The sequence below is a fragment of the Gleimia sp. 6138-11-ORH1 genome (assembly GCF_024814355.1).
Classification (GTDB): Bacteria; Actinomycetota; Actinomycetes; order Actinomycetales; family Actinomycetaceae; genus Gleimia.
This window is the reverse complement of the sequence record NZ_JANUXV010000004.1, coordinates 1-24,660: the sequence shown is the minus strand read 5'-3', so window position 1 is coordinate 24,660 and position 24,660 is coordinate 1. Positions and strand designations below refer to the sequence as shown.

Here is a 24,660-nt window from a genome sequence, read left to right as displayed (position 1 = left end):
CGCCACCTTAGCTCAGTCGGTAGAGCAATTCCCTCGTAAAGAATAGGTCGTGGGTTCGATTCCCACAGGTGGCTCCACTAAGACGCTCATTTTGATACAACGCCTGGCGCGATCGGGCAGCGTATCAGGATGGGTGTTTTTGCTTCTTACCGCGGGTTTCTGGCGGTTGGTAGAGTTCGCGGAGGTTGTCTAAAAGTAGGTGCGATGTTCGTCGGGCGGCTGCTGTGGCGGCTCTCAGGAAGATGCGGTCAACCAGGTCTGCGACCGCTTCTACGTTGAACAAACCGAAGCCAAGGACTACCGTGCTGGGCGGGACCCACGACACATCGAACTTACAGGCGTTGTGCAAGTCGTGTCACTCAGCAAAGACCGTCCGTGATGGGGATCGCTGGAGACCAAAGACTTACGAATACCTGTTTTAGCCAACTATTCAAGGTTTCGACTTTCCTGTTGTGTGGTTTTGTTTGAGGGGGTAGGGGGCTTCGGATCTCTACAAGGGTTGGGTTCCTCAGCGGGCGGGGCCCACCGTGCACAAAACAGCGAATCAAACAGGGTATTGACCAAAAGCTAGCCTTGCATCTAGCATTCATTTGACAAAATCAAGAAGAATCTAAATTTACCTCATTATCTTATAAAGCTCTTCTTGTAGAATGGAGTATGTCAACACTAAATTTCTGCAAAGAAGCTAGAAATGTTTCTATCAAAGCCTATCCTTGTGGTTGCACTATCAGCAACGCTAGGTATTTTAGGAATAACAAATGAGACCGTAGAGCCTTTCAAGGACGATGATACGATTGTATCGGTTAGTGAATTAATGGAAGTTGCACCAGCAGAAACTGCTTTAAAAACGACAGATTTGTCTGCCACTAGAGGTGGTACTGATATCAGGCGCTTGCAAGCGATAGTTCAACTACGTCAAATAAGTACACTAGCTATGATGCGCATCCTCATTGGACTTGCAGTGGGACGGGCACGTACATTTACTGGGGATTTTCAAACCATTATACGCTGGAGGGTGGAAAGAGATTCTACGCCAGAACTGTTGGTTAGTGGAAGCGTATTGTTTCCTATTGAGTTTTATTGGGTCTCTAGGGGGCAGTTGCGCACGGCTGATGCGCCGCCAACCAGCGAAGGTATTCGGAGTGTGAAACGCACGGAAGGGGCCGATGAGTTATTGATCCGAATGAATGAAACTGTGTCTCCTTATCATACCTTGGTTCGAGAATGTGAAAGAATTAATAACACAGAAACGGTCGAGCTTGAAGGATACACCTATCTGGAGTACGGAGCGCAATTTCGGGTTGATTGGAAGAGGGCTAATTCAGGTTTGGAGCTAGTCGTTCCTGTCACGGAAAAATCAAAATATGTTACTGTAACGATTCAGTACCCTAATGCTAATGGTTGGGATCGGGTTGCTGAAGGGAATCCTGTGAATCATGCAAACTACGCCTTTGTTTTTACAGACAATTAACCCACAACTGGCATCGAGAGCAAATGAGTATAGCTCCGGACTTGTTTCAGATTTGGTTTTTAACGGTTTTGGTGCACGAATAGTTGTTTTATTGCCCTTAGCAACCGACGATGGAGAGATTACTTGGAAAACTCTAGCGTCTAGATATAAAATCTCTGCCCCTGGTCATTGCTTAACTCAAAAAACATTCCAGAATTGTGGTGCTGAAGGTATTTATTATCCGGAGGGACAGATTCCTAATAGTCAATATGCATCTAAGCTAGCTGCTGTATTGTCAAATTTTTCTGGTAGTTCTTCCTGGACTGGAATTTTTTGGGGTGGATATGCTGAACAGCAAAGTCGAGCTAATATTATGGGTCCAGAAGATTCAGCGTTCCTTAGACCTGAACCATATTCTATGATTAAGGTTCCGTCAGCGCAATTGGGAACTTTATTGCAAGAACACTTACCTTCTATACTTTTTGATGACTCGGTTTCGTGTGTGGTGACTCAACCAATTTACGGAGATCGAATTTATGTTTCGTGTGAACACAGACTGGCTACAGTCTTGGCCCATGAGTTCGGTGACGTGTTCCCTATTTCGCCAACTGACTCCATTCCAGATCATCTGCCGTACTAACTTTTATCGATAGTCTTAACCAGCTCGTATTTTCAAGTGTGATGCAACTTCACTGACATGTGTGATGATGCCGACGCAATCTTGCTAAGTAAGAGACTACAGAGAAATCCACCAACAGATCTGCACGCACTTTCTGATGCAATGAACTCGCACTATAGTCAGATTATCGTTCAGAACCGCTACACAGCCTTTGAAGCAGATGGTTTGGACTGCTCCTCCCAAGACTTGCTAGCTTTCAGTATCTGGAATGCCATGAACGGTTCCGGCACAGGCCTTTGGTGGGTTGGATTACTCGAACTTGCTGGGGGACTCCACTGGTGAAGAGCGCCAAGCCTGCTGTAATGCCTTGGCGGGCTACCTACTGGCTCGCTCACACTAGAGACGCACGGTCTAGTTGGGTGTGGCGGAGGGGGTATTTTTCTGCCGCACCCAACTGCCCCTTCCTCCTAAACCCGAAGTATCGCGTGAGTACGGTTGCGACTGACACAATAACGGGGTAGAGAAAGTGAATGACCCTGCCTGGGTGGAGGTAATACACTAGACGTCCTCCTAACCGAGGCCTGTGCTTGCTCCTGCCGAGAGCGTGGTCAATAAGATAATGATGCTCATGTTAAGCGTGGCGAAAAGCTTGCGAGTCGCAATCAGGGCATAGCCCACCACATTCAATATTCCCGCAATGGATGATAGAGCCAAGAAGAACCACACACATATACCCTTAAAAGACCGATCTCAGCGCTGGGTTCGATAAAAATCGCATCGCGGTTTGCGTTTAGCCAACTAATGACGGCCGCCAGAGCAACAAAAAGAAGCACAAATTTCAGTACCTGGAGATCACGAGGCGACAAACGCTTTTCAAGTTAAGTTAAGGCCTCTTGTAGCAGTAACTTTGCGTGTTTCACATCTTTATTTCACCATAATAGTCAGGAGAAACCATGGCTAAAGACGGTACGAATCGTGGTGGGCGGCGTGTTCGGGCTGGCGTGAAGCCTGATCCGCTCAGTGAAAAGCTCGCTAAAGGCGCGCCAGCTACCAGGTTGCATGACCCGCTTGAGGATGTTTTGATTTTACTGGCGCTGATGTTGGTGAGGGGGCGGTATTGGCTGGCGAAGTCATGCCTGCGCAAGAACGGGAAGAACTCGTTAATTTGAGCCGTTCGCTTACTGAGCAAAACCGGCAAGCTATCGTTGTGCTACATTCGCGTTCGAACCTTGACATGTTCGCTGATGTGATTGAACTTGGGAATTAAGTTGTCATTCCCGATCACTTATAGACTAAGTTCAATTGAGGATGAAATACTCGCGTACAGACAGAAGCCTGTGGCGATTTCAGACTCAGATGTATTGCTGCTGACTTCGATGGGAGCGAGTAGTCTCGGGACTGATTCTATTCTGAGGTCTATTGATTTACCGAAAGCCGATGAAGTTATTCTAGATCCAGATGGAACTATTTATGCATGTAATTTTAATGAGGGATACTTCGAAATTTTGCAGTATCAATTCAGAGGGAAAAAGTTTACTCCTACTGGTTTTGCTTTTTCGTATCCCATTAGTGAGTTAGATGAGAATGATCTTGTTGTACTTGGAATTCCGGGTGGTATTCAACTGTGGTTGCATACAGAGAGGAAACGATTAATCTCTGAATATTTGGAGTATCGCGGCGTGTCGGGGCGTGAATGGAAAGAGGCGATTAAGAGCTCAAAACTGAGGTAGATAACGTAAATTATGGTTATCTTATGGCTTGGAGTATGAACACTTGCGCTTGCTCTTGGTCGTTTTATGCCATCTATCTGTATTCGGCATCCACCTAGAGCTTTGTATCCAAATAGGTGACTAAACATCCACTAAGGTGCTTATTTTGATGGAATTTGTCAGTGCCCTAAAATTTTTGCTTCAGGAGCGTAAAAATCGGGCTTGGGGAGTAACCTGACTTTGACTAGGGGATTTACCTCGATTTCTTTTGGGTTGAAAGTTACCTCAACCTGTGTTGGAAAAGTTATGTGGTCTTGGGCTAGAAAATAGTTCAATTGCGTCTTAAAGCGATAATGCTGAAAACTTCCCTGATAACACACACTATAAGAGACTTCGGTTTCGATAGAAGTAGTCAAACGCGATACCCATAGCACCTCTACCACGCTTGCCAAATACTCTGGTGTGGCAATCGTTCATGTTTGAGCATCCGCTTCGTGGGGCTGAATCAATCGCAGAGTTGAATCAATCGCAGAGTTGAATCATTCGTAGGTTTGAATCAATCAGGGTAGCCGAGTCTGAGGCAGGAAGCGCCGAACCTGGCCTGAAGCATTAGGCGCCACCAATAGGGGGTGAAGTCCGATAAACCATCGCAACAAAGTGATTCGCCCAGACCTAAACTCGCTTAACCATCCGCATATTGATTCGACTCTTTCTTTGGTAAATAAGGGAAAACGCCTGCTGCAAATGAGGAGGCCTCGGACTAACTTCAGTAGTTCATATCCAGTGCAACTTTGAAGAAACTAATAGGAAACTGGTTCGCCCTCGTAGAAGTTTTCCCCGAGTCAGTTATTGATGCTCGTAGTCATTTTGTGAAGCTCTGCTGTTATCTAATTGTTACTAATCATTTGCCTAAAAGAGGGTAGAAACTATCTAAGTTGCGCGTTATCATATAGAAGTAATCAGAATTTCGCATTCTGGAACTCGAAGGAGAGGAATAAAATATGGCATCTGTACGCCGTAATAAAGCACTAGCAATGGTAGCTTTTGCTTCAGTTGCATCTCTAGGTCTTGCTGCTTGTGGCGGAACCGCTGAAAAGCCAGCCGATAAACCAAGTGCTGATAAGAAGACCGAACCTGTAACCATCGAATACTTACACCGTCTCCCAGACGGCGACGGAATGGTAAAGGTCGAAGAAATCGTAAAGCGCTGGAACGCAGAACACCCAGATGTGCAGGTTAAGGCTACTAAGTTCGACGGTAAAGCTGGCGAAATGTTCACCAAGCTCGAAGCCGACGTAAAAGCCGGAACCGCTCCATGTTTAGCACAGCTCGGCTACGGTGAAGTCCCCACCGCATTCGTCAAGAACATGCTCGAAGACGTAACTGTAGAAGCTGAAAAGTACAAGGCGAACTTCTCAAACGCATACGGTCAAATGAGCGTAGGTGGCGCAGTAGTAGGTCTACCACAGGACACCGGCCCACTGGTTTACTACTACGATGAAGCAGAATTCAAAGCTCTGGGCATTGAAGTTCCAAAGACTTTAGATGAACTCAAAGCCGCAGCAAAGAAAGCCTCTGAACAGGGCAAGTACATTCTGGCCTTCGAACCAGACGAAGCAGGCTACTGGCTATCCGCTCAGTCCGCAGCTTTAGGTGAACCATGGTACACCGCAACTGACGGCAAGTGGAAAGTAAACGCTGTAAACCGCGGATCTGAAGTAGTAGCTTCCTTCTGGCAAGAAATGATCGACAACAAGTCCGCTCTGGTAGTTGGACGCTGGGTACCTGAATACGAAGCAGCTCTAAAGGACAAGAAACTAATCGGTAACATCGGCCCAGCTTGGGAAGCAGGCTTCTTCTTGGATTCCGTTGTTCCAGAAGATAAGGAAGGCACCTGGAAGGTAGCTCTACTCCCTGACTTCGGTGAAGGCGTAAAGACCGGCCCAGACGGTGGCTCCGGCGTAGCAGTTATGAAGGGCTGTGCAAACGTTGCTGAAGCAATGGAATTCAACAACTGGTTCAACACCCAGAACAACGACCTAGCTTCTCAAGGTCTAGTTATCGCAGCTAAGGGTGACGTAGCTACCCCAGAAAAGGCAAAGCGTCAGTTCGGTGGACAGGAAGTCTACACCGTACTTTCCCAAGCAAACGACACCTTGAACGCTGACTTCGGATACATCCCAGGCTACTCCGCAGTTGCTAACCAGATGAACGCTAAAGCAGCAGAAGTTGCTGAAGGCAAAGCAAAGGTTATCGACATCTTCAAGGTAGCCCAAGACGAATCCGTTAAGGTTCTAAAGGATCTGAAGCTCCCAGTATCCGAATGATAACGAGCTTTAACTCAATAGTTGAAGTGACAAACTTCTTCTAGAATTGGGGGGCATTCGAATCCTCGAATGCCCCCCAAACACGTAAAAACCTTAAAAATTTAGGAACAACTATGTCAGCTATAACAAAAAAGACAGGTAACCGAGAACGGCGTGACGCCATCACCGGTTGGCTGTTCATGCTGCCCTTTGTCCTAGGCTTCGCCCTGGTATTCCTACTTCCAATCGCCACCTCAATCTACGCTTCATTCTTCCAACAAGTCGCCGCCGGAGGTGGCCTATACGGAGGAGGAAATACCGTAGACGAATTCGTAGCTTTCGAAAATTACAAGAATATCGCCGGAGACAGCCGCTTCTGGGTGGGGGTAGGCCGTGTATTGATCTACACCGCAATCCAAGTCCCCATCATGATCATTTCTGCATTAATCCTAGCTCTCATCCTAGATTCATACCTGGTACGGCGCGTAACTGTTTTCCGCCTAGGATACTTCCTTCCTTTCGCCATCCCCGGCATCGTTGCCGCCATGGTTTGGGTTTACCTCTACACGAAGGAAATTTCACCACTAGTAGATGGTCTACGTTACCTCGGTATCGAAGCAGACTTCTTCCACCGCAATATGGTTCTAGCTTCAATGGCGAATATGACCACATGGACCTACACCGGCTACAACATGTTGATTTTCCTAGCTGCACTGCAAGCTATCCCGAATGACCTCTCAGAAGCAGCACGTTTAGACGGAGCCTCCGGATTCCAAATCGTCACTAAGATCAAGATCCCAATGGTTCGCGGCGCCGCCCTCTTAACCGTCCTCCTGTCAATTATTGGCACAATCCAGCTGTACTCAGAACCAACTGTGATGGCCGTAATCAACACTTGGATGGAACTGGACTACATGCCCATGCAGATCGCTTACAACACCCTAAACGGTAAGCTCTCACCAAGCGGCACAGGTCCTGGCTCAGCCGTTTCCATAATGATCGCGCTGATTGCAGGTACTTTGGCAGTCATTTACGCAATAACAGATCGGAAGGTGAACGGAAATGACCTCTAAACTGAAAACACTTCCAGATGGCACCACCTACCGCCCTTCCAAAGAAGGCTACCCGGTACGCTCGGTAGCGCCCTCGGCCGCAGCCCGTTGGATCACCGCCGGCGTACTACTTATGGTGCTGTTCTACTTCATCTTCCCGATCTACTGGGTAGTGATCGCTTCTTCAAAAACGAACGAGCAACTCACCCGAACTAACGGACTCTGGTTTGACACTCTCAACTGGTCAACGAACTACGAAACCCTCCTGGCATGGACTAACAACAACTTCTGGCTATACGTGTGGAACTCCCTACTGTATTCCACCGTTGCCGGTGTTTTAGGTACGCTCATGTCAGTAGCAGCCGGATACGCGCTGGCAAAGTTCGTGTTCCCCGGTAAAGTTTTCACCCTTAGCCTAATCATGTCCGGTTTGCTGATGCCCGCCGCACTACTAACTATTCCGCTGTACTTGATTTTCAATAACATCGGTATCACCAACACGGTTTGGGCAATTATCATTCCGTCTTCAATCAGTCCCTTCGGCGTATTCTTAGGCAGAGTTTACGCGCAAACCTCAGTTCCCACCGAATTGATTGAAGCCGCACGTATTGATGGTGCAGGGGAAGCGCGTATCTTCTTCACCATGGTATTGCGAATCTTAGCTCCCGCAATGGTAACTATCTTCCTATTCATCTTCGTAGCTACCTGGAATAACTTCTTACTTCCACAGGTTATGTTGAACTCAGAAGAGCTGAAACCAGTTACCTTGGGGCTATACGGCATGATGTCTTACTTCGGTCCCGAACGTGGAGCGGTCATGCTGGGCGCGCTTTTGGGTGTGGTTCCACTTATCGTACTTTTCTTGGGCTTACAACGCTACTGGCAATCTGGTCTAGCAGCTGGCTCAGTGAAAGGATAGTTTACGCTAACAGAATATGTAGTTAGTATTTTCAGTTAGCTAAAAAAGCGCCCTCGGGAAGATTCTCGAGGGCGTTTTCGCACGCCCATCTTCCGCCTCTCATTTGGCAAAGCGTAACACGCCGTAGATATTCATCTCGGCGTGTTACGCTCCGCCGATAGGGGTAAAGATACGCTGTCTCAAAGAACGTACTTTATTTCACCAACGAAACGAATATGCGAAACTAAAAACATGAGTGAAACCTTTCCGCCTGTAGGCGCTATTGACTTATCTGCTGTTGAACCACATATTGCTCTGGGGGCATTAGATGGCCGTTACCGCAGCGTAGTGGCACCACTTGTAAACCACCTTTCTGAAGCGAGCCTTAACCGGGCTCGTGTTTTTGTTGAAGTTGAATGGCTAATCCATCTACTAGACAAAAAAGTCCTCCCCGGAGCGCCAGAACTAACCGAAGCTGACCGCACCTACTTGCGTGCAATCACCGCAGAATTTGACGGCGCAGCAGTAGCAGCCTTAGCGGAAATCGAAGCTGAAACTCGCCACGACGTAAAAGCAGTCGAATACTATCTAAAAGAAAAACTAGACGCGGCAACCGATGCTCTTCCCGGAAGCGTATTGCCAAGCCTGCACGAAGTAGTCCACATTTTCTGCACTTCAGAAGATATTAACAATCTTGCCTATGCCCTGATCATTAAATCTGCGGTAGAACAATCCTGGCTTCCTCTGGCCACCGCATTTGTAAACGATTTACGCGAACGTGCCACGCAGGCAGCGCAAATTCCGATGCTATCGCGCACTCACGGGCAGCCTGCCACCCCAACTACTTTAGGGAAAGAACTTGCAGTTTTTGCGCATCGATTGGGGCGACAATTAAAGCGAGTGGCCACCACCGAATACCTTGGGAAAATCAACGGAGCTACCGGCACTTTCTCAGCCCATGTGACCGCGTTGCCACAGGTTGATTGGCGGGAAATCTCTCGTTCATTTGTAGTGGATGTATTGGGATTACAGTGGAATCCACTCACCACCCAGATTGAATCCCACGATTGGCAGGCTGAACTTTACGCTGACGTAGCCAGGTTTAATCGAATTGCCCATAACTTTGCCACCGATGCCTGGACTTATATTTCCCTGGGTTTCTTCCATCAGAACTTGGCTGCTCAAGGTTCTACCGGTTCATCTACTATGCCGCATAAGGTAAATCCGATTCGTTTTGAAAATGCGGAAGCGAACCTGGAAATTTCTTGTGCTCTGCTAGATGTTTTGGCGCAAACTTTGGTGACTTCCAGAATGCAACGTGATTTGACTGATTCTTCAACACAACGAAATGTTGGCTCTGCTTTAGGACACTCGTATCTGGCGTTGGATAATTTGCGGAAGGGGCTTGCAGGAGTTGATTTTGACGCGGCGAAAATGGCAGCTGATTTAGATGAAAATTGGGAAGTGCTGGGTGAAGCAATCCAACAAACTATGCGGGTTGCTTCCATTGCGGGTGCGACGGGAATGGAAAACCCCTATGAGCGTTTGAAAGAACTCACGCGCGGTAATCGGGTAACTGAAGAACAGCTGCGGGAGTTTATTATTTCCCTGAAGATTCCTGCTGAATATGAAGCGCGACTGGTGGCACTTACTCCCGGAACATACATCGGAATAGCCCCGCAACTGTTGGAGAATCTCCCAAAGTTAGAGACTCAGCCCAGCTAGAGATTTCCTGAGTTAGAAAGTACCCCAGTTAGGGCTTTGCGTTACCTGTGAAGTAACTCTTCTTCCTCGGAGCGTAACACGCCGTAGATATTCATCTCGGCGTGTTACGCTCCGATAATTTTTAGGGGGGTTTGTTTGTTTGTGGGGTGGTTGAACTTTTCTTTAGGTATTCACTCGGTGGTTAAACTTGTCCCCAAGTATTTTTCTGCGTGTTTTACCCACAGGAAAATACTTGGAAAAAATTGAAAGCTGAGAATCCTCGCTAGTTTACTTACATGAGTATTTTTGGAAAACCAGTTTCCCAAATTATGGTAGGCGTCGCCCAAGAACTAGAGAACATCTATTGGCAGAGCACTACCATCGACTGGCAGTGGGAAGGCAGAGCCAGTGAAGAAGCAAAACAAACCCGAATAGCTTTAGAAGCACAGTATAAGACGGTAATCGAGCAAAGTGCTGAAGCGATTTTTCAGATTGCCGCATTAGAAAAACAAATCCAGGTTAATCTAGCCACAGCTTTAGGCGGTGGACTATGAGCACACCGATCCCTACAGAGAATAGCTACTTTGATCCCTTGTTGATAAGGAATCCTTTAGATGACTTTGGGAAGATACCTCCATCGGATAATCCGCAATACTATCTTCCGTCTATGGAAAACACTAATGAGGCGGACTTTAGATATTCGGCGATTTTAGTTGAACCACCGCTAGCGGTTGATAGTAGAAGTTTGTTTTATGCAGCCGGAGCCTATCAGGATATTTGTGAAAAAGTTAAGAGCCTTTACTGGGTTTTAGAACAGATTATTTATCCGGTGGATCAGCTTACAGGAGCAATTCAAGATACGGTTAGCGCAGTGCAGTTAGCTTTACTGTCAATGGTTGATAAAACGCAAGACCTGGAGGCTTTACTGCGCCACGCGGGGCAACTATACGGAGAAAAGGAAGAATCCATTGCAGCTTTGTTTCCGTTTTCTTCTAATAGTTTTCCTCTAAATCTGCCTAATCGTTCATTAGGTAATTTAACTAAATCCGGAGTGAAGTGGGCGGAAAATAATATAAGTGATGAAATAGAGACGGTTGATCTTGCCCTTTTTTACCTGTATTTAGCTAAATCAGCTTATAAGGATCTGAAACCTAAGATTAAGGTTGTCCATTTGCGGAGTAAAATCCTGCCGGGGGTAGGTACCTATTTGTTCTTTTCGTTGAATGATTTATCTTCTGAGAACTCTTTTAAGAATTTTACGAGGGCGCTACACGAGGGTAATTTACACTTTCGTCGGAAGGGGAAAAATAGGCAAGATAGATTAAAAAGTAGCGCGGCTTCACTGTTTAACATTTATAAGATGTCTGAGAAAAATCAGGGTATTTACCTGCCGAATTTGAAAATTGAAGCGGTGTCGGCGGTGCCTTTTACCCATCATTCGGTGGTTTTGAATCGAGAAGAAATTAACTTTTCGGATTTGAGTATTCAGGAGATGTTGCGCAATGCTAACGGGTCTGGGCTTGCAAAGGTGGGGCAGGTGAGTGCGCCGGTGGTGGATAAGATTAGTGCGCCTTTGGCTATTTCGGATTTAATGGAGCGGATTAATACTTTGAAGAATACTCCGCTGGCTCCTTTGGCGCGGCCTGATGCAGACGGCAAACGGCGGGCGGGGGAGATTGAGATTATTCGATATGAGTCGAATTCAGCTTCAGCTAGTTATTTCCGAGGGCGTAAAGGAACTTCATTTTCTGTGGTGATGTACGGGACGCAAGAGTGGCTACCTGGGTCAAGCAACCCTCAGGATATGAGTACGAATTTTGCGGCTTTAGGAGGGGTTCGGAGTGATCAGGAAGCGGCAGTAATGGTTGCTTTAGAAAGAGCGGGAGCAAAACCGGGTGATCGGATTGAGTTTGTGGGGCATTCTCAAGCTGGATTGGAAAGTGCGGCTTTGAGTGTTAATTCTGAGATTTTAAGTAAATATGAGGTGGTTAGTGTAGTTTCGGCGGGGGCTCCGATTTCTAGGTTTAAGATTCCGGATTCTATTCGGGTGCTGTCTTTCGAGCATTTGAATGATCCTACGCCAAATTTGGATGCTGCGGATAATCCGGTGAAAAATAATTGGCTTACTTATTCTGTGGCGGGGAGGCCAACGGAGGAAACTGTGGAAGCAAGTGGAGCGGCTGCCTATGTTAATCATGATTTAACTGGTTATTTACAAGCGTTGCGTCGCTTAGAGTTAAATGATGATCCACGGATTGCTGAGCATAATCAGGAGAGGTTAGCAAGATTGAGGATTGATGAGCACACAAAAGGGTACGTATACCGTTTTCAAGTGTCCCGGGTGGGTGAAGAATAAAAGTCCCGGGTGGGTGAAGAATATAAGTCCCGAGTGGGTGAAGAATAAAACAGGGGGAGCCGCTTAGGCTCCCCCTGTAAAGATAAGTATGGGTTATTTGTTTTCTCGCTCAAGTACTTCGTAGAGAATCCAGCTAATCACTGAGGTGATTAAAGCGCCAAATAGAGCGGCCCAGAAGGTTTCTACAACAATGCCGGTTTGTGTGTGGGTAGAAATCCAACTAGCTAACATGAACATTAAAGCATTGACGATTAATGAGAAGATTCCCAGAGTGAGAATATAAAGCGGTATCGAAATGAACTTCACGATCGGGCGGATAAATGAGTTCACTATAGTCAGTGCCAGTGCAAAGATGACCACTGACATAATGGTTTTTTCAGTCGAGGTGTTATCGGTAATATGCAGGTTGGGAACAACTAAGGTTGCGACCCAAACTCCGATGGACGTGCCTAATAGCTTTAATAAAAACTTCATACTTTAAGTTTAAGCAAAGGAAAGCCATTTTTCTTCCGGAAATAGGCAGAGTTTATAGCGTCCTCGAAAAATGGGTTCAAAGCATGGGGCAGAAAACAGGTGGGTGGCACCAACCCGCGGAGCGTAACACGCCGAACTCGTTCAAAGCATGGGCACAAAACAGGTGGGTGGCACCAACCCGCGGAGCGTAACACGCCGAACTCGTTCAAAGCATGGGCGCAAAACAGGTGGGTGGCGCCCTCGGGAAGAGGAATCATAGCAGCGCTGAGAAAAACTGGGTGTTTCGCCGTGCCCAGGCGGGAAAATCCAGAAAAGTTGCTAGCCTTGGAATGTGGTATCTAATTTTTTCTCACGTGCAAAATCTGTGTCCGATGAGACGCAGGAAGTGGCTGCTACTGAAGCCGCAGGAACTGAAGAACTGGTTTTTAACAGCCGGAACTTTGTAAAGGCAGTAGCAGATTGGCAGGCTGAGCTGGTGCAGCGCACTCGGCTGGATTTAAAATCTCTGCCTGCTCGCTTAACCATGACCGGAGCGCATCCAAGTGGTTTAGCTAAACTTTATGCAGAGCGAGAAACCCGCCTAAGTTCTTTAATCCGTGACAAAAGGCAGTTGGAAAGAGCCGAAGAAAGCGCTCGCCTGGTTTATACGACCTCTTTGGATACGGCGATTAGTAGAGGCGTTTCAGCTATTCATTTGGCATGGGGATTGGCTACTTGGACTGAAAATGACACGGTTTTTGAGTCCCCCTTACTTTACCGTCCCGTTAATTTAGCTTTCGATACCAACGGTGAAGTTACTGTTCAGCTGGTGGGTGAAGTGCAGGTAGCGCCGGAAATCTTACGTGCGGTGCGAGCCACTGGTAGAGATCTCAATGAGGCACAGCTGGTGGCTTCCACCCGCTCAAAGCAGGGATTCTACCCTGAGCCAGTTTTGCATAGTTTAAAATCTGCGCTGGGACAGGTGCTGGCAGATTTTACTTACACTGAGTTCATTGAGATTGCACAGTTTTTACATCCGGCTCAGAGCCTAATCGGAGAATTGGCAGACGCGGCAGCTTTGCAGCATTCACCAATTATTCGTGGGTTGGCAGAAGACCCCGCCACGCTGCAGAATCTTCCCGAGGACGCTCCTGAACCAAATCCACGTGACCGCGATCCCTGGGCAGAAATTGGGATTGGCGATCAGCTTCCAGAACAGTTAGATAATGTGGAAGCTATCGCAACGGGATTGAACGCGATTTTAGATACCAGTGGTGGTGCTGATCCTACCCCTACGGTAGCTTCCGTTTTGACTGCGGCTGCGGTGAATGGGAAGAGTTCCCTTTATATTTCAGCTAATCGGCGTCGGACAGTGCAATTGTGGGAGTATTTTGCAGCCCAAGGGCTAACTCACGCGGTAGCAAGAGTAGATGCTTCCAATAAAGCTGCCGGTGCTCTTTACAGTTCTTTACAAGAGGTTTTTGCTGATGACGCGGTTTGGGCTGATCGGGCGCTGATTGAGGCGCAACGTGAACAGCTACGTCAGATTAGGGAAGCGTTAGAAAAATATACGGCTGATTTGCATCAGCCCCACCCGGCTTGGGAAGTTTCAGCTTATGATGCTCTGCAGGTTTTAACTGATTTAACTTCTACGCGTCCTGGGCCGCGTACTTCCGTGCGTTTTTCAGCTGACACTTTAACGAAGCTGGCTAATGATACGGATGAAGTGGCTCGCAATGCTTTACTTGAAGCAGCTGAAGCTGGTATTTTCCAAGTCTCTGATTCTGTAGATGCTTGGTTCGGGGCAGTGATTTCTGCGCCGGAGCAGGTAACTAAGGTGCTGGAGCGGATTAATACGCTGGTTAAAGATAAACTTCCGACGATGCGAGTGAATATGAGCTCAACTGCAGGCCAGACTGGTTTGCAAGTAGCTACCACTTTCGTGCAGTGGGAAGAACAGCTGCGAATGCTACACGGTGTACGTGACGCGTTAGATGTTTTCCAACCGGTTATTTTTGAACGTGAAGTAGCGGATATGGTGCGCGCTACTGCGTCGAAACAGTGGCGCAGAGATAACGGGGCAGAAATGCAGCGTTCGCAGCGGATCCGTCTGGTGAAACAGGCTCAGGATATGTTGCGCCCCGGTCGCTATGTGGAAGATTTACATGGCGAATTAAAGAAGGTGCAGAAGCAACGTGAAGTGTGGCGCCGCCATTGTGAAGCAGGCGGTTGGCCGAAAGTTCCTGCGAATCTAAATGAAATGTTGGCTGAGGCCACGCAGGTAAGAACTATCTTAGAGAAGCTGAACCCTACGTTAGCAACCGCGCATGGCAACTTAACGCGGATGGACGTGAGCGAGTTGGGGCTACTATTGACTCGCTTATCGCAAGATCCGGGGGGAGCTGCTCAGATTCCAAGCCGGTTAGAGATTTTGAAAAAGCTACATGGCTTTGGGTTGGACGCTTTCATTAAAGATATGCGTTCTCGGTGTGTGCCGACGTCTTTGATTGAACCAGAGTTAGAGTTGGCTTGGTGGGCTTCTGCTTTGGGTGTAATGCTGGCGAATATGCCATCTTTGGGTGGTTTTGATCCTGCTAAGTTGCAAGACCAGATCGTGGAGTTCCGTCGTTTAGACCAAGCTCAGGTGGAGTCCTTAGCGGCGTTGGCATCTGATGCGATTCGTCGTAACCGCGCCGAGGTTTTAGTTCAGTATCACGCTGAAGAAGGACAGCTGCGTAAAGCCTTAGCTGATGGGGTTGTCACGGAGCAGAATATCTCGCGGGTATATCGTGGTTCGCAGCTGGTGCGCGACCTGTTCCCGATAGCTATTTCTTCTCCGGCGTTAATCCCTGCTTTATACACGCTCCAAGATCGCATTGATTTACTGGTGATTGATTCAGTTGAGGATCTTCCTCTGGTAGAGATTATTCCTTTACTGGCGCGCGCTCGTCAGGTAGTGGTTACCGCTGATTGTGCGGTTACTTCTGACACGGTGACGAAACTACAGCTGGTATTAACCCAGTTGCAGATTATGCCTGCGCCATTGCGAGTCAATGGGCAGGTGAGCCAGCTGTGCCGTACTTACGGAGTGCGCCACACTATCCAGTCTGTGCCGGTACCGCGTTTAGGATCGAAACTTTCGGTTTCCTTTGTAGATGGCCGTGGTATGCCAGCTCCGGACGCCCAGTGCATTGAATCAACCGCAGTGGAAGTTGAAACAGTTGTTGATTTGGTGCTGGAACATGGCTTGATGTCCCCTGAGCGTTCTTTAGCGGTAGTTGCTGCTAACCGGATTCACGCGCAGCGAATTCGGGAACGTTTGCGTACCGTGATGATGACTTCTCCGGCGTTAGCTGATTTCTTCCGCGGTGACGTGGCGGAACCGTTTGTGATTTTGCATCCGGATACGGTGCAGGGGAAGCAAAGAGATAAGGTTATTTTTGCTTTGGGTTATGCGAAAACTCCGCATGGGCGGGTATTGCATAACTTTGGCGGTATCTCTCAAGCGGGCGGGCAAGATTTCTTAGCGACTTTACTTTCTGTAGCCCGCGACGATCTGCATATTGTTTCTTCAGTTAAAGCTGATGAGTTTGACCGGTCGCGTTTTTCCGTTCCCGGGGCGCTTATGCTTTTGGATTTACTGGAAATGGCTGACGCAGCGGCAGATTCTGGCCCGATGCAGTGGCAGGTGGTGCAGGCTGAACCTGATCAGCTTTTGATTGATTTAGCTGAGCGTCTTTACTCTACCGGTTTGCAGGTGATTCCTAACGTCGGTGGTGAAGGGGCGTTGCGAGTTCCGCTGGCAGTGGGACACCCCTTTATTCCGGGCGAATTACTGGTGGCGATTTCCACAGATGACACAGTTTACGTAAATGAAGCGTCGCTGCGTCGCCGAGATCGTTACTGGCCCGCCCTGCTTGAAAAGCACGGGTGGAAGAGCCGCACCGAGCTTTCTATGGCGGTATTTATCGATCCGCAAAAAGAAGCAGATGCAATTGTTGAGCTGGTGCTGGACGCAGTTGATGAACGCTTGGCAGCTGATCCGGCTTTAGCAGCAGCTTTCGTTGAGCAAGCTGAGGCTGCTGGGGTTGCAGTTGGAGAGCCAGAAGCAGATCTTTCCGAGGGCGCTACTGAAACTGAAACAGCAGAATCTGACGCTAGGGAAACCTTAGATGATGCTGAACCGCAGAAAAATGAAACGCCGCAGGAAAATCAGCTTCAGGAACCTGGTGCGCAGAAAACTGGTGAAGCTGAACTTGAGGTAGTTGCTGGTGAGAGTGAAGTTTCTGGAATTGAAGTTCCAGTGGCTGAGTCTGAAGTTTTAGAAGTTGCCTCAGAAGTAACTGAAGAAGTTTGGCAGCCGGTGGAAGGTAAGCCACGTAAGGTACGTCCAGCGGTTGCTGTGGGGCTTCCTTTAGCTGCCTACTCTGATGAACAGTTAGATGATATTGCTAAGTGGATTCTTTCTGATGGAGTTGAAAGAGAAACAGCGGATTTGGTAAAGGAACTAATCCATCATCTGGAACTTCCGCAGACAGGAACACAGGTTGAAGCTGTGTTAAACAATGTGGCGCAACGCAGTCTGTCCTCTTTAGAAAAGTAGCGATTAACTGACGGGCGTGACTACCGCTGAAGCAAGGTGAGCAAGTGAAGCAGGAACGGAAGAAAACTCCTCGCAGAGTAGTGGTTATCTCAGATGCAGATAAAGAGATTGCTTCTGCCGGTGAAGCGATTGCTTGGGACGCTGTTTCGGTAAGGCAAATTAGTCAAGAACCGCAGGTAGAGCCACCTCTTTCGGGAAGAGATAAACAGATTCAAGCTGAGGTCCCTCCGCATTGGTGATGTAGGGATAGTTTAAGTGAAACTAATAGTGGTGGGGGGAATCCTTTTTGGATTCCCCCCACCACTATTTAAATATGTTTTGCGAGTAAGCTATTTTGCAATCACTTATTTTGCAATTACTTATTTCGCAAGTTTCATATTTTGTTAGCTACTGTTGGCAGACTACTTATTTTGTTGTGAAGCCAAAAGGTCACGGATTTCAGCAAGTAGTTGTTCTTCAGCAGTTGGAGCAGCTTCTGCAGGAGCTTCGGCAGCTTCTTTTGCAGCACGCTTTTCAGCAATCTTATTCATTGGGGCAACAACCAGGAAGTAGATGGCTGCAGCTACAAGAATGAAATTAACAATTGCGGTTAAAAGCGCACCGAACTGAATGGTAGCTTTATCTCCAAATAGTCCGAACTGGAAAGCTAGGACGTTATCGAATGATGGCTGTCCAACTAAACCAGCAATGAATGGGTTGATTACTTTTTCAACCAAGGCAGTGGTGATTCCTGCGAAAGCGGCGCCAATAACCAGACCAACCGCCAGATCAACTACGTTTCCACGTAGAATAAATTTCTTGAAACCTTCTAACATTTTTTCCTTCAATCTATTTTGATAGTGTATTGATAATACTTTTTAAGTTTAACTAAATTGTTAAATGAGTATGTATTTTAAAAGTGAGGTATCGGCTACTCCAATTAGGTGAGGAATGTCAGTTTTAATGACATCTAAGATCAGAGCCGCTTCAGTGTTACTATAGTTGTGGTCCCCGTTCTTTAACACTTGGATGACAATTACATCATGTGCGATTCTTTGGGGTGCGCAAGTTTGCATTTCGTCAGCACATAATTTCGGAAGGTAAATATCGATATGATCTCCGGTGGTTAGCAACTGTGCTACCGGAGCAGTAATAGGCAGGGTAAGCCTACTTCGATTTGCTTCCGCAGTAGGGTCGCCGCTTTGAAAATAGGCTTCTCGCAGCGGAGTATTTGCAGGTAAATCAACTAAAAGACGCTTATTTACTGCGCTTGTAATTTCATTTACTGCATCCGGTGGAACGTTACCTTCCCAGAGGGTGACAGTTAAGTCCTTTTCAGTAATTAACTGACCGGCAGCTAAATCCTCTGTACTCACCAAAACTCGCGTCGTTGGGGTAGAAAAAAGTAGTAGGAAAAAGATAAAAGCAGTAAACGCGAAGAATCCAACCAGTAGAAAATGAGAGAACCGTCCGAAGAAATTATGAAACGCTTCAATGATTCTAAGGGGCACGGCAGGATCTTTTTGGTCGGCTACTTTAGGTGGTTTAGAAAATGCTCTCATGAGCTTAGCTTGAAGAATAAAGTATCAGTTACCCCAACCGCCCTCGGAAAAATGTGGAAAAGTAATCGGACTAAACCGGTTGGGGACAAGCTAAGCGGAAACCAAACCGCCCTCGGTAAGTAAATAATCTAAAACAAAATCATGCGACTCCACCGGCAAAGTCCCCACTGGAACCAAAAAATCAGAGGGTACGCACCCAACTGTAATCAGCTGCGGGTTCGCCTCACACAACCCAACTAAGGCGCGATCATACCAGCCACCGCCTTGGCCTAAACGTGCTCCAGTAGGCTCCATTGCCAACGCGGGAACCAAAATCATATCTAAAACCAGCTGTTGCGGGGTAAAAGAAAACTCCTTTTCAGAAGTGAAAACCGGAGCTTTTGAAATCCCTGAGCGCGGGTCATAATGGGGAAAAAATAGCTTACCAGCGAAACTTTGGTTGAACTCAGAAATGTTTAACTCGCCCGGCAAAGGCTGGTAAGAAGCCAACCTTAGCTGACGCAAATCCCCCTTAAAATGTGTTCGCAAGAACTCTGCCACTGCTTCCGAACCGTTTTTAGAAAAACCAACCTGGGGGCGGAGCTTACGAAAATGTGCGCGGGCAACTTGCTTACTGGGAAACACACTCATAACTTCAGTTTGTCATATAACCTAGAAAGATGAGAGAAGAAAATAAGAAAATCAAACACGCCGTGGTTCCCGCAGCAGGGCGCGGCACCCGTTTCCTACCAGCTACCAAAGCAGTACCTAAAGAAATGCTGCCAGTAGTAGACAAGCCAGCTATTGAATACGTAGCTGAAGAAGCCACCAGCGCCGGATTAACCGACCTGCTAATCATCACTTCCAGCGCAAAGCACGCATTAGAAGACCACTTCGACGCGCAACCAGAATTGGAAATGGCTCTGGCTAACTCTGGTAAAGAAACAATCTTGGCTTCCATTAACCGCTATCAGGAACTTGCGCGGATGCATACCGTGCGCCAGGGGCACCCTAAAGGCCTCGGCCATGCGGTATACCAAGCTGCGCAGCACGTTGGCAACCAGCCATTTGCAGTGCTCCTCCCAGATGATCTTTTCCACCCCGAAGACCCAATCTTAGAAAAGATGATCGCAGTACAAGAAAAACTTGGCGGTTCCGTAGTTGCCCTTTTGGAAGTAACTCCTGAACAAGCAACCGCTTACGGATCAGCTTCCGTCAATGAACTATCACCCGCCGACTTAGGTATTGAAGCAGTTCCTGCCGGAGATCTCTTCGAGCTAACTGATGTAGTAGAAAAACCAGCGATTGAAAACGTCCTCTCAAAATACGCCACCGTGGGACGCTACGTATTTGACCCAAAGATCTTCGAAATCCTCGAAACCCTCCCAGCTGGGCGCGGCGGAGAAATCCAACTAACTGACGCCTTCCGTAAACTCATTGACGTGCCAAAAGAAGAAGGCGGCGGAGTCTACGGAGTGGTAGTTCGCGGACGCCGATTCGACACCGGCGACAAACTGGGTTACCTCCAAGCACAGGTAGAACTCGGCTTAGAACACCCCGAACTGGGAGCAGCTTTCCGCGAATACCTAGTAGAAAACCAACAGCGCCTCATCAAATAAACCGCAAACACTTAAATGTGGTTCCAAAAAATCCTCATCAACTTAGGCTTCGCACCCCGCCAGGGTTGGGGAAAACCTAGTCGAGAATATCAGCTAGTAATCCCCAACCCGGTGGAGGCCGAAGAAATCAAAGACCCCGGTTATCCGGTTAAATATCTTTGGATGCAACCAGTTTTAGGTTCATTCCATCAGCAAGTAGCCGCTCTGCACGCAGAAAATACCGCTTGGCTGTCCCCTTGGGAAGTTAAACCACCCCCGGAATATCCCGCAGAAGTACCCACTTTAGCGCAATATAGGCGCATCCAAGACTGGAAATTCGTAAAAGGTGAATCCCTCAACTATCTGGTTTACCTGGACACCGAACCGGTTGGAGTAGTTTCCCTAACGAATATTGAAAGAGGGGCTTCGCAAAGCGCCACCTTGGGATACTGGCTAGCTGAAGCCTACACCGGCTTAGGGATTGGGCGCACCGCTGTGCGTGAAGTGATAGATTTTTGTTTCTTAGAACTAAAACTACACCGCATTGACGTTTATATCCGCCCTGAAAATACTGCTTCGATAAACTTAATCTCTTCTTTACCATTTAAATTCGAGGGCGTCCGCGAAAACTATCTTTATATTGACCGGCAGTGGAGAGATCATCGAGTTTATACTGCCTGGGCGGAAACCTGGTTCGAGTGACCTATCGTCAAGTATTTGAATTAGCATTCTTTAACACGCCCTGCTAATTCCCTGAAATACAGGGGAATTCGTGAAAAAATTAGCGAGTGACCTTTAGTGGATGGATTATCGTAGTAACGCTGGCTCTGGTAGCGGCCTATATTATGCCTGCCCTGATCAGCGTTAAACAGCATAGTGTTGATAATCCGGTTGAAGATCGGTTCTCTGACGGTTTAACAGTTCTTGATGTGACCCGAGCTTGCCCACGTGTTTACGGCGAGTCTACCCGCTCCCAACCTCTACTTCTGCCACACTCAAAAATAGATGTATTTACCGGGGAACGGAGTCAAGAGATGGAACGTACAAAAACCATTTCACCTACCGGGCGTAGGGGGACAAAAGCACTGTCCACGCAAAAACAACTTGCAAAGGTTGTGAGTGCCAGAAAAGTACGTTTAGCTACTGAAGCTACCGCTGGTAAACGCCGATTTTTAAGCGTAGCTATTTCATTAACTCTGCTAGTCGCCTTTGGAATCACCGCCTTTACAGGCACTTTCTCAGCTGCCTGGTTAGCTCTCCCGGCGAGCACCTTGGTAATGACCCTAGTTGCAGGACGAATCGCCTACCAAAAGTCGTATGCTGCGTTTGCAGCTGAAGAAGCAGCGATTCAGAAAATCCACGAAAAAGCAGAATCCTTAAAACGAGAACGAGCTGCTGCGCGCGCACGCTCTGAGCAAATCGTTACCGGTTCCATTACTTTAGCGGGGCAACAGATTGACCTGCCGGCAGAAGTAGCTGTTCCCACTTTAGAAAAAGCTGAAACAGTGTTATCAAAGCAGGCGGAACTTGAAATCAGTGAAGCTGAAGCTAACCACAGGGCAGTGCAAGACGCAGTAGTTGGAACTCGCGCTAAAGGCGTGTCAGCTAAACCAACAGTTCCCTCTGCAGCTGCTCAGGATATGATCGACTCACTGGCCGTTCCAGGACTGGTACACAAATCTTCCGTGGTGCGTCGCCGAAATGCTCCCCGTACGGTAGCTACAGATACAGGAATGATGCCTACCGTGGGAACTCCAAAACGTCCAGTAGTGGCACGCAATATGCCAGTCAATGCGCGAAGCAGCGCTGAAGTAGCGAATGAAGCCGCACAGGAGGCTTTGAATTTAGAGCAAATCCTCGATGTGCGCAGAGCGCAGTAGATGCAGCGCAAAAGTAGCTTCTAAAGCTAAATAAAAGTCTCATTTAAAGATAAATAGGTGTGCGCGGGAACTGAGATTCCCGCGCACACCTATTATTCTATTTCTCAATAGTTCTACTATTTTTGTTGCTATGCTCCGCCAAGTAAGTAAAGAGTCTTTTACCCAAAGGAAATACTTATATCTGTATAGGGAACTAAAACAGGTCCGCCAACCGCCCTCGGGAAAATGCTAACTAAACACCCGCCAAATCAGCGTTTGCGGTAGAGCGACTTCACCGCGAAAACCGGTTCAGAGGTAACCAAACAACCCAAGTTACGGAAAATCCCCTCATCTACGGAACCAAGAATCGTCGTAGTATGCACCTCACACCCACGCAGATTCTGCAACTGATCCAACGCCGCTTTTGCATTCGGATCAGTGTCAGCAGAAACCGACAGCGCAATCAAAACCTCATCCGTATGTAAACGAGGATTACGCGACCCCAAATGTTGAGTCTTTAACGTCTGAATCGGCGCGATCGAAGAAGCCGCCAGCAGCGTCACATTAGGATCAATCCCCGCTAACAACTTCAACGCATTCAAGACCACCGCAGCCGAACAGCCCAGCAAATCAGAGGTCTTCCCCGTAACAATCCGCCCATCATTAAGCTGCAAAGCCGCCGCAGGCTGGCCGGTTGTCTTCGCTAAATCCAAAGCCGGCTGCACCACTGCGCGGTTAGCAGTCGTAATCCCCAACTTCGTCATAATCAAAGCGATCGAATCAGACAAATGAGAATCCAATTCGCCCGCAGCTTCCTCTACTAAAGCCTTGTAATAGCGGCGGATAACCTCTTGACGGCTAGCTTCTCGGCACGCCTCATCGTCAATGATTGCATTACCAGCCATATTCACCCCCATATCAGTAGGGGACTTATAAGGGGCGCTTCCCGCAACCCTTTCCAATAAAATCGCCAAAAGCGGGAAAACTTCCACATCGCGATTGTAATTAACCACCTGCTCGCCGTAAGCACGCAAATGATGCGGGTCAATCAGATTAACATCATCCAAATCAGCAGTAGCAGCTTCATAAGCTAAATTCACCGGGTGATCCAACGGCAGATTCCAAATTGGGAAAGTCTCAAACTTCGCATAACCGGCAGGAATTCCCTGCTGACGATCCAAATAAATCTGCGATAAACAAGTTGCCAACTTCCCCGACCCTGGCCCCGGTGCAGTAACAATCACCAGATCTCGAGTTGTCTGCGCCCACTCGTTCTTCCCAAAACCCGCTGGGGAGACAATCAAATCTGTGTTAGTCGGATAGCCTTTAATGCTGTAGTGGCGGGAAACTTTCAGTCCCAAACGCTTTAAACGCTTACGGAACTCAACTGCCGCTTTATTTCCACTCTCACACTGGCTGAGCACCACGTGTTCAACCAAGAAACCGCGTTCACGATAACGGTCAATCAGACGCAAAGCGTCCTCTTCATAGGGAATTCCAAGGTCAGCGCGCACTTTCTTACGTTCTAAATCTTTAGCGTTGATAACCACTAAAATTTCAAGCTCATCTTTAAGTGTTTCAAGCATGGCGATTTTATTGTCGGGCGTGAAACCAGGCAATACGCGGCTGGCATGGAAGTCGTCGAAAAGTTTGCCACCCATTTCTAAGTAGAGTTTTCCGCCGAGCTGTTTACGCCGAGCGTTAATCTGTGCTGACTGCAGTTCAATATAGCGGTGCGGATCAAAACCGGGGCGATTTGGAAACATGACTTCCTTCGGGTTGTATTTTCAGAGCGAAAAAGGGGTGGGCTTCCCGTGATGGGAAGCTACGTCCGAAAGAACTTCAGTTGGTGACTTCCCAAGTGGGTAAGTCAGGCAGAAAGTCCGGCAGGAGTTTCGGTTAGCGTTCTGCTTAAGTAACCGAAAGGCACCGGGCTGACCGTCTATATCCTTTAACTTAGCAATCTTAATCCTCCGGCGGGGCGAGGGGGAAGTTTCTACACCCAAAAAGCGCCGTGTAGTGTGTCACTTTTGCATGGATTACGCCCCCAAGGTCGGTAATAGTCAGTGCGACACCATGCAGGAGCGTAACTCGCCGAGCTGGTTTTTGGTGTGGGTTGTTGGGGGTGGTTTTTGGTTGTGGTTTGGGGGTTTGTGTGGGGTGTGGTGGTGTTCACGTTGTGTGGATTTGTTTTCTAAAGGGGGATGAGAGTAGAGTTAAATATGTTCCGCCGGGCAGTCAATCTGGTTTGGCGGCTGATCCTTCTGGGTTGCTTTTGTGCCTGTTTTTGGGTGTGGGGGTGGCTTGGTTGTGTGGGTGTTGTTTGAGAACTTGATAGTGTACTTTTTGTTGTTTTACGCTTTTTTGTTTTGTTTTTGTTTTTTTGGTTGGGATTTTGCCTCCTTCTTTTTGTGGGGGGTTTTTTCTGGACATGTTTTTGTTTGGAGAGTTTGATCCTGGCTCAGGACGAACGCTGGCGGCGTGCTTAACACATGCAAGTCGAACGGGATCTGATGGGGCTTTTTGCTTTGTT

21 protein-coding genes, 1 tRNA gene, 1 rRNA gene and 1 pseudogene are annotated in these 24,660 nt (G+C 47.8%); 19 read left to right on the top strand and 5 right to left on the bottom strand.

The window, feature by feature from the left end; all coding sequences use genetic code 11:
* Nucleotide 1 precedes the first annotated feature (1 nt).
* The 13 genes and pseudogenes from NXS08_RS05800 (at nt 2) to NXS08_RS05740 (ending at nt 12,094) form a co-directional block, all read left to right on the top strand.
* A tRNA-Thr gene (locus NXS08_RS05800) sits at nt 2–77 on the top strand.
* Between the two features lie 165 nt (nt 78–242).
* Nucleotides 243–422: an HNH endonuclease gene (locus NXS08_RS05795; RefSeq protein ID WP_259138553.1), complete on the top strand. Its 180-nt coding sequence runs from the start codon at nt 243–245 to the stop codon at nt 420–422.
* Nucleotides 423–691: 269 nt separating this feature from the next.
* Nucleotides 692–1,471, top strand: a complete 780-nt coding sequence (locus NXS08_RS05790) for a hypothetical protein (protein WP_259138366.1) — start codon at nt 692–694, stop codon at nt 1,469–1,471.
* A complete protein-coding gene (locus NXS08_RS05785; RefSeq protein WP_259138364.1) occupies nt 1,437–2,090 on the top strand; it encodes a hypothetical protein in 654 nt (217 codons plus the stop codon). The genes NXS08_RS05790 and NXS08_RS05785 overlap by 35 nt, the downstream gene beginning before the upstream one ends.
* Before the next feature lie 141 nt (nt 2,091–2,231).
* Entirely contained in the window at nt 2,232–2,411 is a 180-nt protein-coding gene (locus tag NXS08_RS05780; protein ID WP_259138361.1) for a hypothetical protein, read from the top strand.
* Between the two features lie 611 nt (nt 2,412–3,022).
* A pseudogene (locus tag NXS08_RS05775) lies at nt 3,023–3,207 on the top strand (terminase); the annotation flags it as partial.
* Nucleotides 3,208–3,406: 199 nt separating this feature from the next.
* Nucleotides 3,407–3,799 (top strand): hypothetical protein, encoded by a 393-nt coding sequence (locus NXS08_RS05770; protein ID WP_259138359.1) that lies wholly within the window; start codon nt 3,407–3,409, stop codon nt 3,797–3,799.
* 980 nt (nt 3,800–4,779) lie between these two features.
* A complete protein-coding gene (locus NXS08_RS05765; RefSeq protein WP_259138357.1) occupies nt 4,780–6,105 on the top strand; it encodes an ABC transporter substrate-binding protein in 1,326 nt (441 codons plus the stop codon).
* Between the two features lie 113 nt (nt 6,106–6,218).
* Nucleotides 6,219–7,157 carry a carbohydrate ABC transporter permease gene (locus NXS08_RS05760; protein ID WP_259138355.1) on the top strand — a complete coding sequence of 313 codons (939 nt, stop codon included), beginning with the start codon at nt 6,219–6,221 and terminating at the stop codon, nt 7,155–7,157.
* Complete coding sequence (locus NXS08_RS05755) at nt 7,147–8,055, top strand: carbohydrate ABC transporter permease (protein WP_259138352.1); 909 nt, start codon at nt 7,147–7,149, stop codon at nt 8,053–8,055. Before NXS08_RS05760 ends, NXS08_RS05755 begins: the two co-directional genes overlap by 11 nt.
* 231 nt (nt 8,056–8,286) lie before the next feature.
* Nucleotides 8,287–9,759, top strand: a complete 1,473-nt coding sequence (gene purB / locus NXS08_RS05750; RefSeq protein WP_259138349.1) for an adenylosuccinate lyase — start codon at nt 8,287–8,289, stop codon at nt 9,757–9,759.
* A 275-nt stretch (nt 9,760–10,034) separates the two neighbouring features.
* Complete coding sequence (locus NXS08_RS05745; RefSeq protein ID WP_259138346.1) at nt 10,035–10,292, top strand: hypothetical protein; 258 nt, start codon at nt 10,035–10,037, stop codon at nt 10,290–10,292.
* Nucleotides 10,289–12,094 carry a hypothetical protein gene (locus NXS08_RS05740; RefSeq protein WP_259138344.1) on the top strand — a complete coding sequence of 602 codons (1,806 nt, stop codon included), beginning with the start codon at nt 10,289–10,291 and terminating at the stop codon, nt 12,092–12,094. The genes NXS08_RS05745 and NXS08_RS05740 overlap by 4 nt, the downstream gene beginning before the upstream one ends.
* A 93-nt stretch (nt 12,095–12,187) precedes the next feature.
* Here the strand turns inward: NXS08_RS05740 and NXS08_RS05735 are convergent, their stop codons facing one another.
* The gene (locus NXS08_RS05735; protein ID WP_259138342.1) at nt 12,188–12,568 is read right to left on the bottom strand and encodes a phage holin family protein; all 381 of its coding nucleotides are present in this window, start codon (nt 12,566–12,568) and stop codon (nt 12,188–12,190) included.
* 331 nt (nt 12,569–12,899) lie between these two features.
* On the opposite strand from NXS08_RS05735, the gene NXS08_RS05730 reads away from it, so the two are divergent.
* Both NXS08_RS05730 and NXS08_RS05725 read left to right on the top strand, forming a co-directional pair.
* A complete protein-coding gene (locus NXS08_RS05730; RefSeq protein ID WP_259138340.1) occupies nt 12,900–17,150 on the top strand; it encodes a prevent-host-death family protein in 4,251 nt (1,416 codons plus the stop codon).
* Nucleotides 17,151–17,194: 44 nt separating this feature from the next.
* Complete coding sequence (locus NXS08_RS05725) at nt 17,195–17,389, top strand: hypothetical protein (protein ID WP_259138337.1); 195 nt, start codon at nt 17,195–17,197, stop codon at nt 17,387–17,389.
* 162 nt (nt 17,390–17,551) lie between these two features.
* Here NXS08_RS05725 and mscL read toward each other — a convergent pair whose 3' ends face one another.
* The 3 genes from mscL to NXS08_RS05710 all read right to left on the bottom strand — a co-directional run bounded on the left by mscL (nt 17,552) and on the right by NXS08_RS05710 (nt 19,321).
* Nucleotides 17,552–17,965 (bottom strand): large conductance mechanosensitive channel protein MscL, encoded by a 414-nt coding sequence (gene mscL, locus NXS08_RS05720; protein WP_259138335.1) that lies wholly within the window; start codon nt 17,963–17,965, stop codon nt 17,552–17,554.
* 60 nt (nt 17,966–18,025) lie between these two features.
* A complete protein-coding gene (locus NXS08_RS05715) occupies nt 18,026–18,691 on the bottom strand; it encodes an SAF domain-containing protein (RefSeq protein WP_259138331.1) in 666 nt (221 codons plus the stop codon).
* A gap of 90 nt (nt 18,692–18,781) precedes the next feature.
* Nucleotides 18,782–19,321 (bottom strand): 5-formyltetrahydrofolate cyclo-ligase, encoded by a 540-nt coding sequence (locus NXS08_RS05710; protein WP_259138328.1) that lies wholly within the window; start codon nt 19,319–19,321, stop codon nt 18,782–18,784.
* A 29-nt stretch (nt 19,322–19,350) separates the two neighbouring features.
* Between NXS08_RS05710 and NXS08_RS05705 the strand changes: the two genes are divergently transcribed.
* From NXS08_RS05705 to NXS08_RS05695, 3 genes are all read left to right on the top strand, one after another.
* Nucleotides 19,351–20,289: a UTP--glucose-1-phosphate uridylyltransferase gene (locus NXS08_RS05705; RefSeq protein WP_259138325.1), complete on the top strand. Its 939-nt coding sequence runs from the start codon at nt 19,351–19,353 to the stop codon at nt 20,287–20,289.
* Between the two features lie 15 nt (nt 20,290–20,304).
* Nucleotides 20,305–20,970 carry a GNAT family N-acetyltransferase gene (locus tag NXS08_RS05700; protein ID WP_259138322.1) on the top strand — a complete coding sequence of 222 codons (666 nt, stop codon included), beginning with the start codon at nt 20,305–20,307 and terminating at the stop codon, nt 20,968–20,970.
* An 86-nt stretch (nt 20,971–21,056) separates the two neighbouring features.
* Nucleotides 21,057–22,148 carry a hypothetical protein gene (locus NXS08_RS05695; protein ID WP_259138320.1) on the top strand — a complete coding sequence of 364 codons (1,092 nt, stop codon included), beginning with the start codon at nt 21,057–21,059 and terminating at the stop codon, nt 22,146–22,148.
* Between the two features lie 248 nt (nt 22,149–22,396).
* On the opposite strand, the gene NXS08_RS05690 is transcribed toward NXS08_RS05695, so the two are convergent.
* Entirely contained in the window at nt 22,397–23,893 is a 1,497-nt protein-coding gene (locus NXS08_RS05690; RefSeq protein ID WP_259138318.1) for a DUF1846 domain-containing protein, read from the bottom strand.
* A 672-nt stretch (nt 23,894–24,565) separates the two neighbouring features.
* Here NXS08_RS05690 and NXS08_RS05685 point away from each other — a divergent pair.
* A 16S ribosomal RNA gene (locus NXS08_RS05685) occupies nt 24,566–24,660 on the top strand; the annotation flags it as partial.

Bases quoted from the DNA above. Each gene is read 5' to 3' on its own strand.
- NXS08_RS05795 (WP_259138553.1), top strand. From the start codon at position 243: ATGCGGTCAACCAGGTCTGCGACCGCTTCTACGTTGAACAAACCGAAG.
- NXS08_RS05790 (WP_259138366.1), top strand. From the start codon at position 692: ATGTTTCTATCAAAGCCTATCCTTGTGGTTGCACTATCAGCAACGCTA.
- NXS08_RS05785 (WP_259138364.1), top strand. From the start codon at position 1,437: ATGCAAACTACGCCTTTGTTTTTACAGACAATTAACCCACAACTGGCA.
- NXS08_RS05780 (WP_259138361.1), top strand. From the start codon at position 2,232: ATGAACTCGCACTATAGTCAGATTATCGTTCAGAACCGCTACACAGCC.
- NXS08_RS05765 (WP_259138357.1), top strand. From the start codon at position 4,780: ATGGCATCTGTACGCCGTAATAAAGCACTAGCAATGGTAGCTTTTGCT.
- NXS08_RS05760 (WP_259138355.1), top strand. From the start codon at position 6,219: ATGTCAGCTATAACAAAAAAGACAGGTAACCGAGAACGGCGTGACGCC.
- NXS08_RS05755 (WP_259138352.1), top strand. From the start codon at position 7,147: ATGACCTCTAAACTGAAAACACTTCCAGATGGCACCACCTACCGCCCT.
- purB (WP_259138349.1), top strand. From the start codon at position 8,287: ATGAGTGAAACCTTTCCGCCTGTAGGCGCTATTGACTTATCTGCTGTT.
- NXS08_RS05745 (WP_259138346.1), top strand. From the start codon at position 10,035: ATGAGTATTTTTGGAAAACCAGTTTCCCAAATTATGGTAGGCGTCGCC.
- NXS08_RS05740 (WP_259138344.1), top strand. From the start codon at position 10,289: ATGAGCACACCGATCCCTACAGAGAATAGCTACTTTGATCCCTTGTTG.
- NXS08_RS05735 (WP_259138342.1), bottom strand. From the start codon at position 12,568: ATGAAGTTTTTATTAAAGCTATTAGGCACGTCCATCGGAGTTTGGGTC.
- mscL (WP_259138335.1), bottom strand. From the start codon at position 17,965: ATGTTAGAAGGTTTCAAGAAATTTATTCTACGTGGAAACGTAGTTGAT.
- NXS08_RS05715 (WP_259138331.1), bottom strand. From the start codon at position 18,691: ATGAGAGCATTTTCTAAACCACCTAAAGTAGCCGACCAAAAAGATCCT.
- NXS08_RS05710 (WP_259138328.1), bottom strand. From the start codon at position 19,321: ATGAGTGTGTTTCCCAGTAAGCAAGTTGCCCGCGCACATTTTCGTAAG.
- NXS08_RS05705 (WP_259138325.1), top strand. From the start codon at position 19,351: ATGAGAGAAGAAAATAAGAAAATCAAACACGCCGTGGTTCCCGCAGCA.
- NXS08_RS05700 (WP_259138322.1), top strand. From the start codon at position 20,305: ATGTGGTTCCAAAAAATCCTCATCAACTTAGGCTTCGCACCCCGCCAG.
- NXS08_RS05690 (WP_259138318.1), bottom strand. From the start codon at position 23,893: ATGTTTCCAAATCGCCCCGGTTTTGATCCGCACCGCTATATTGAACTG.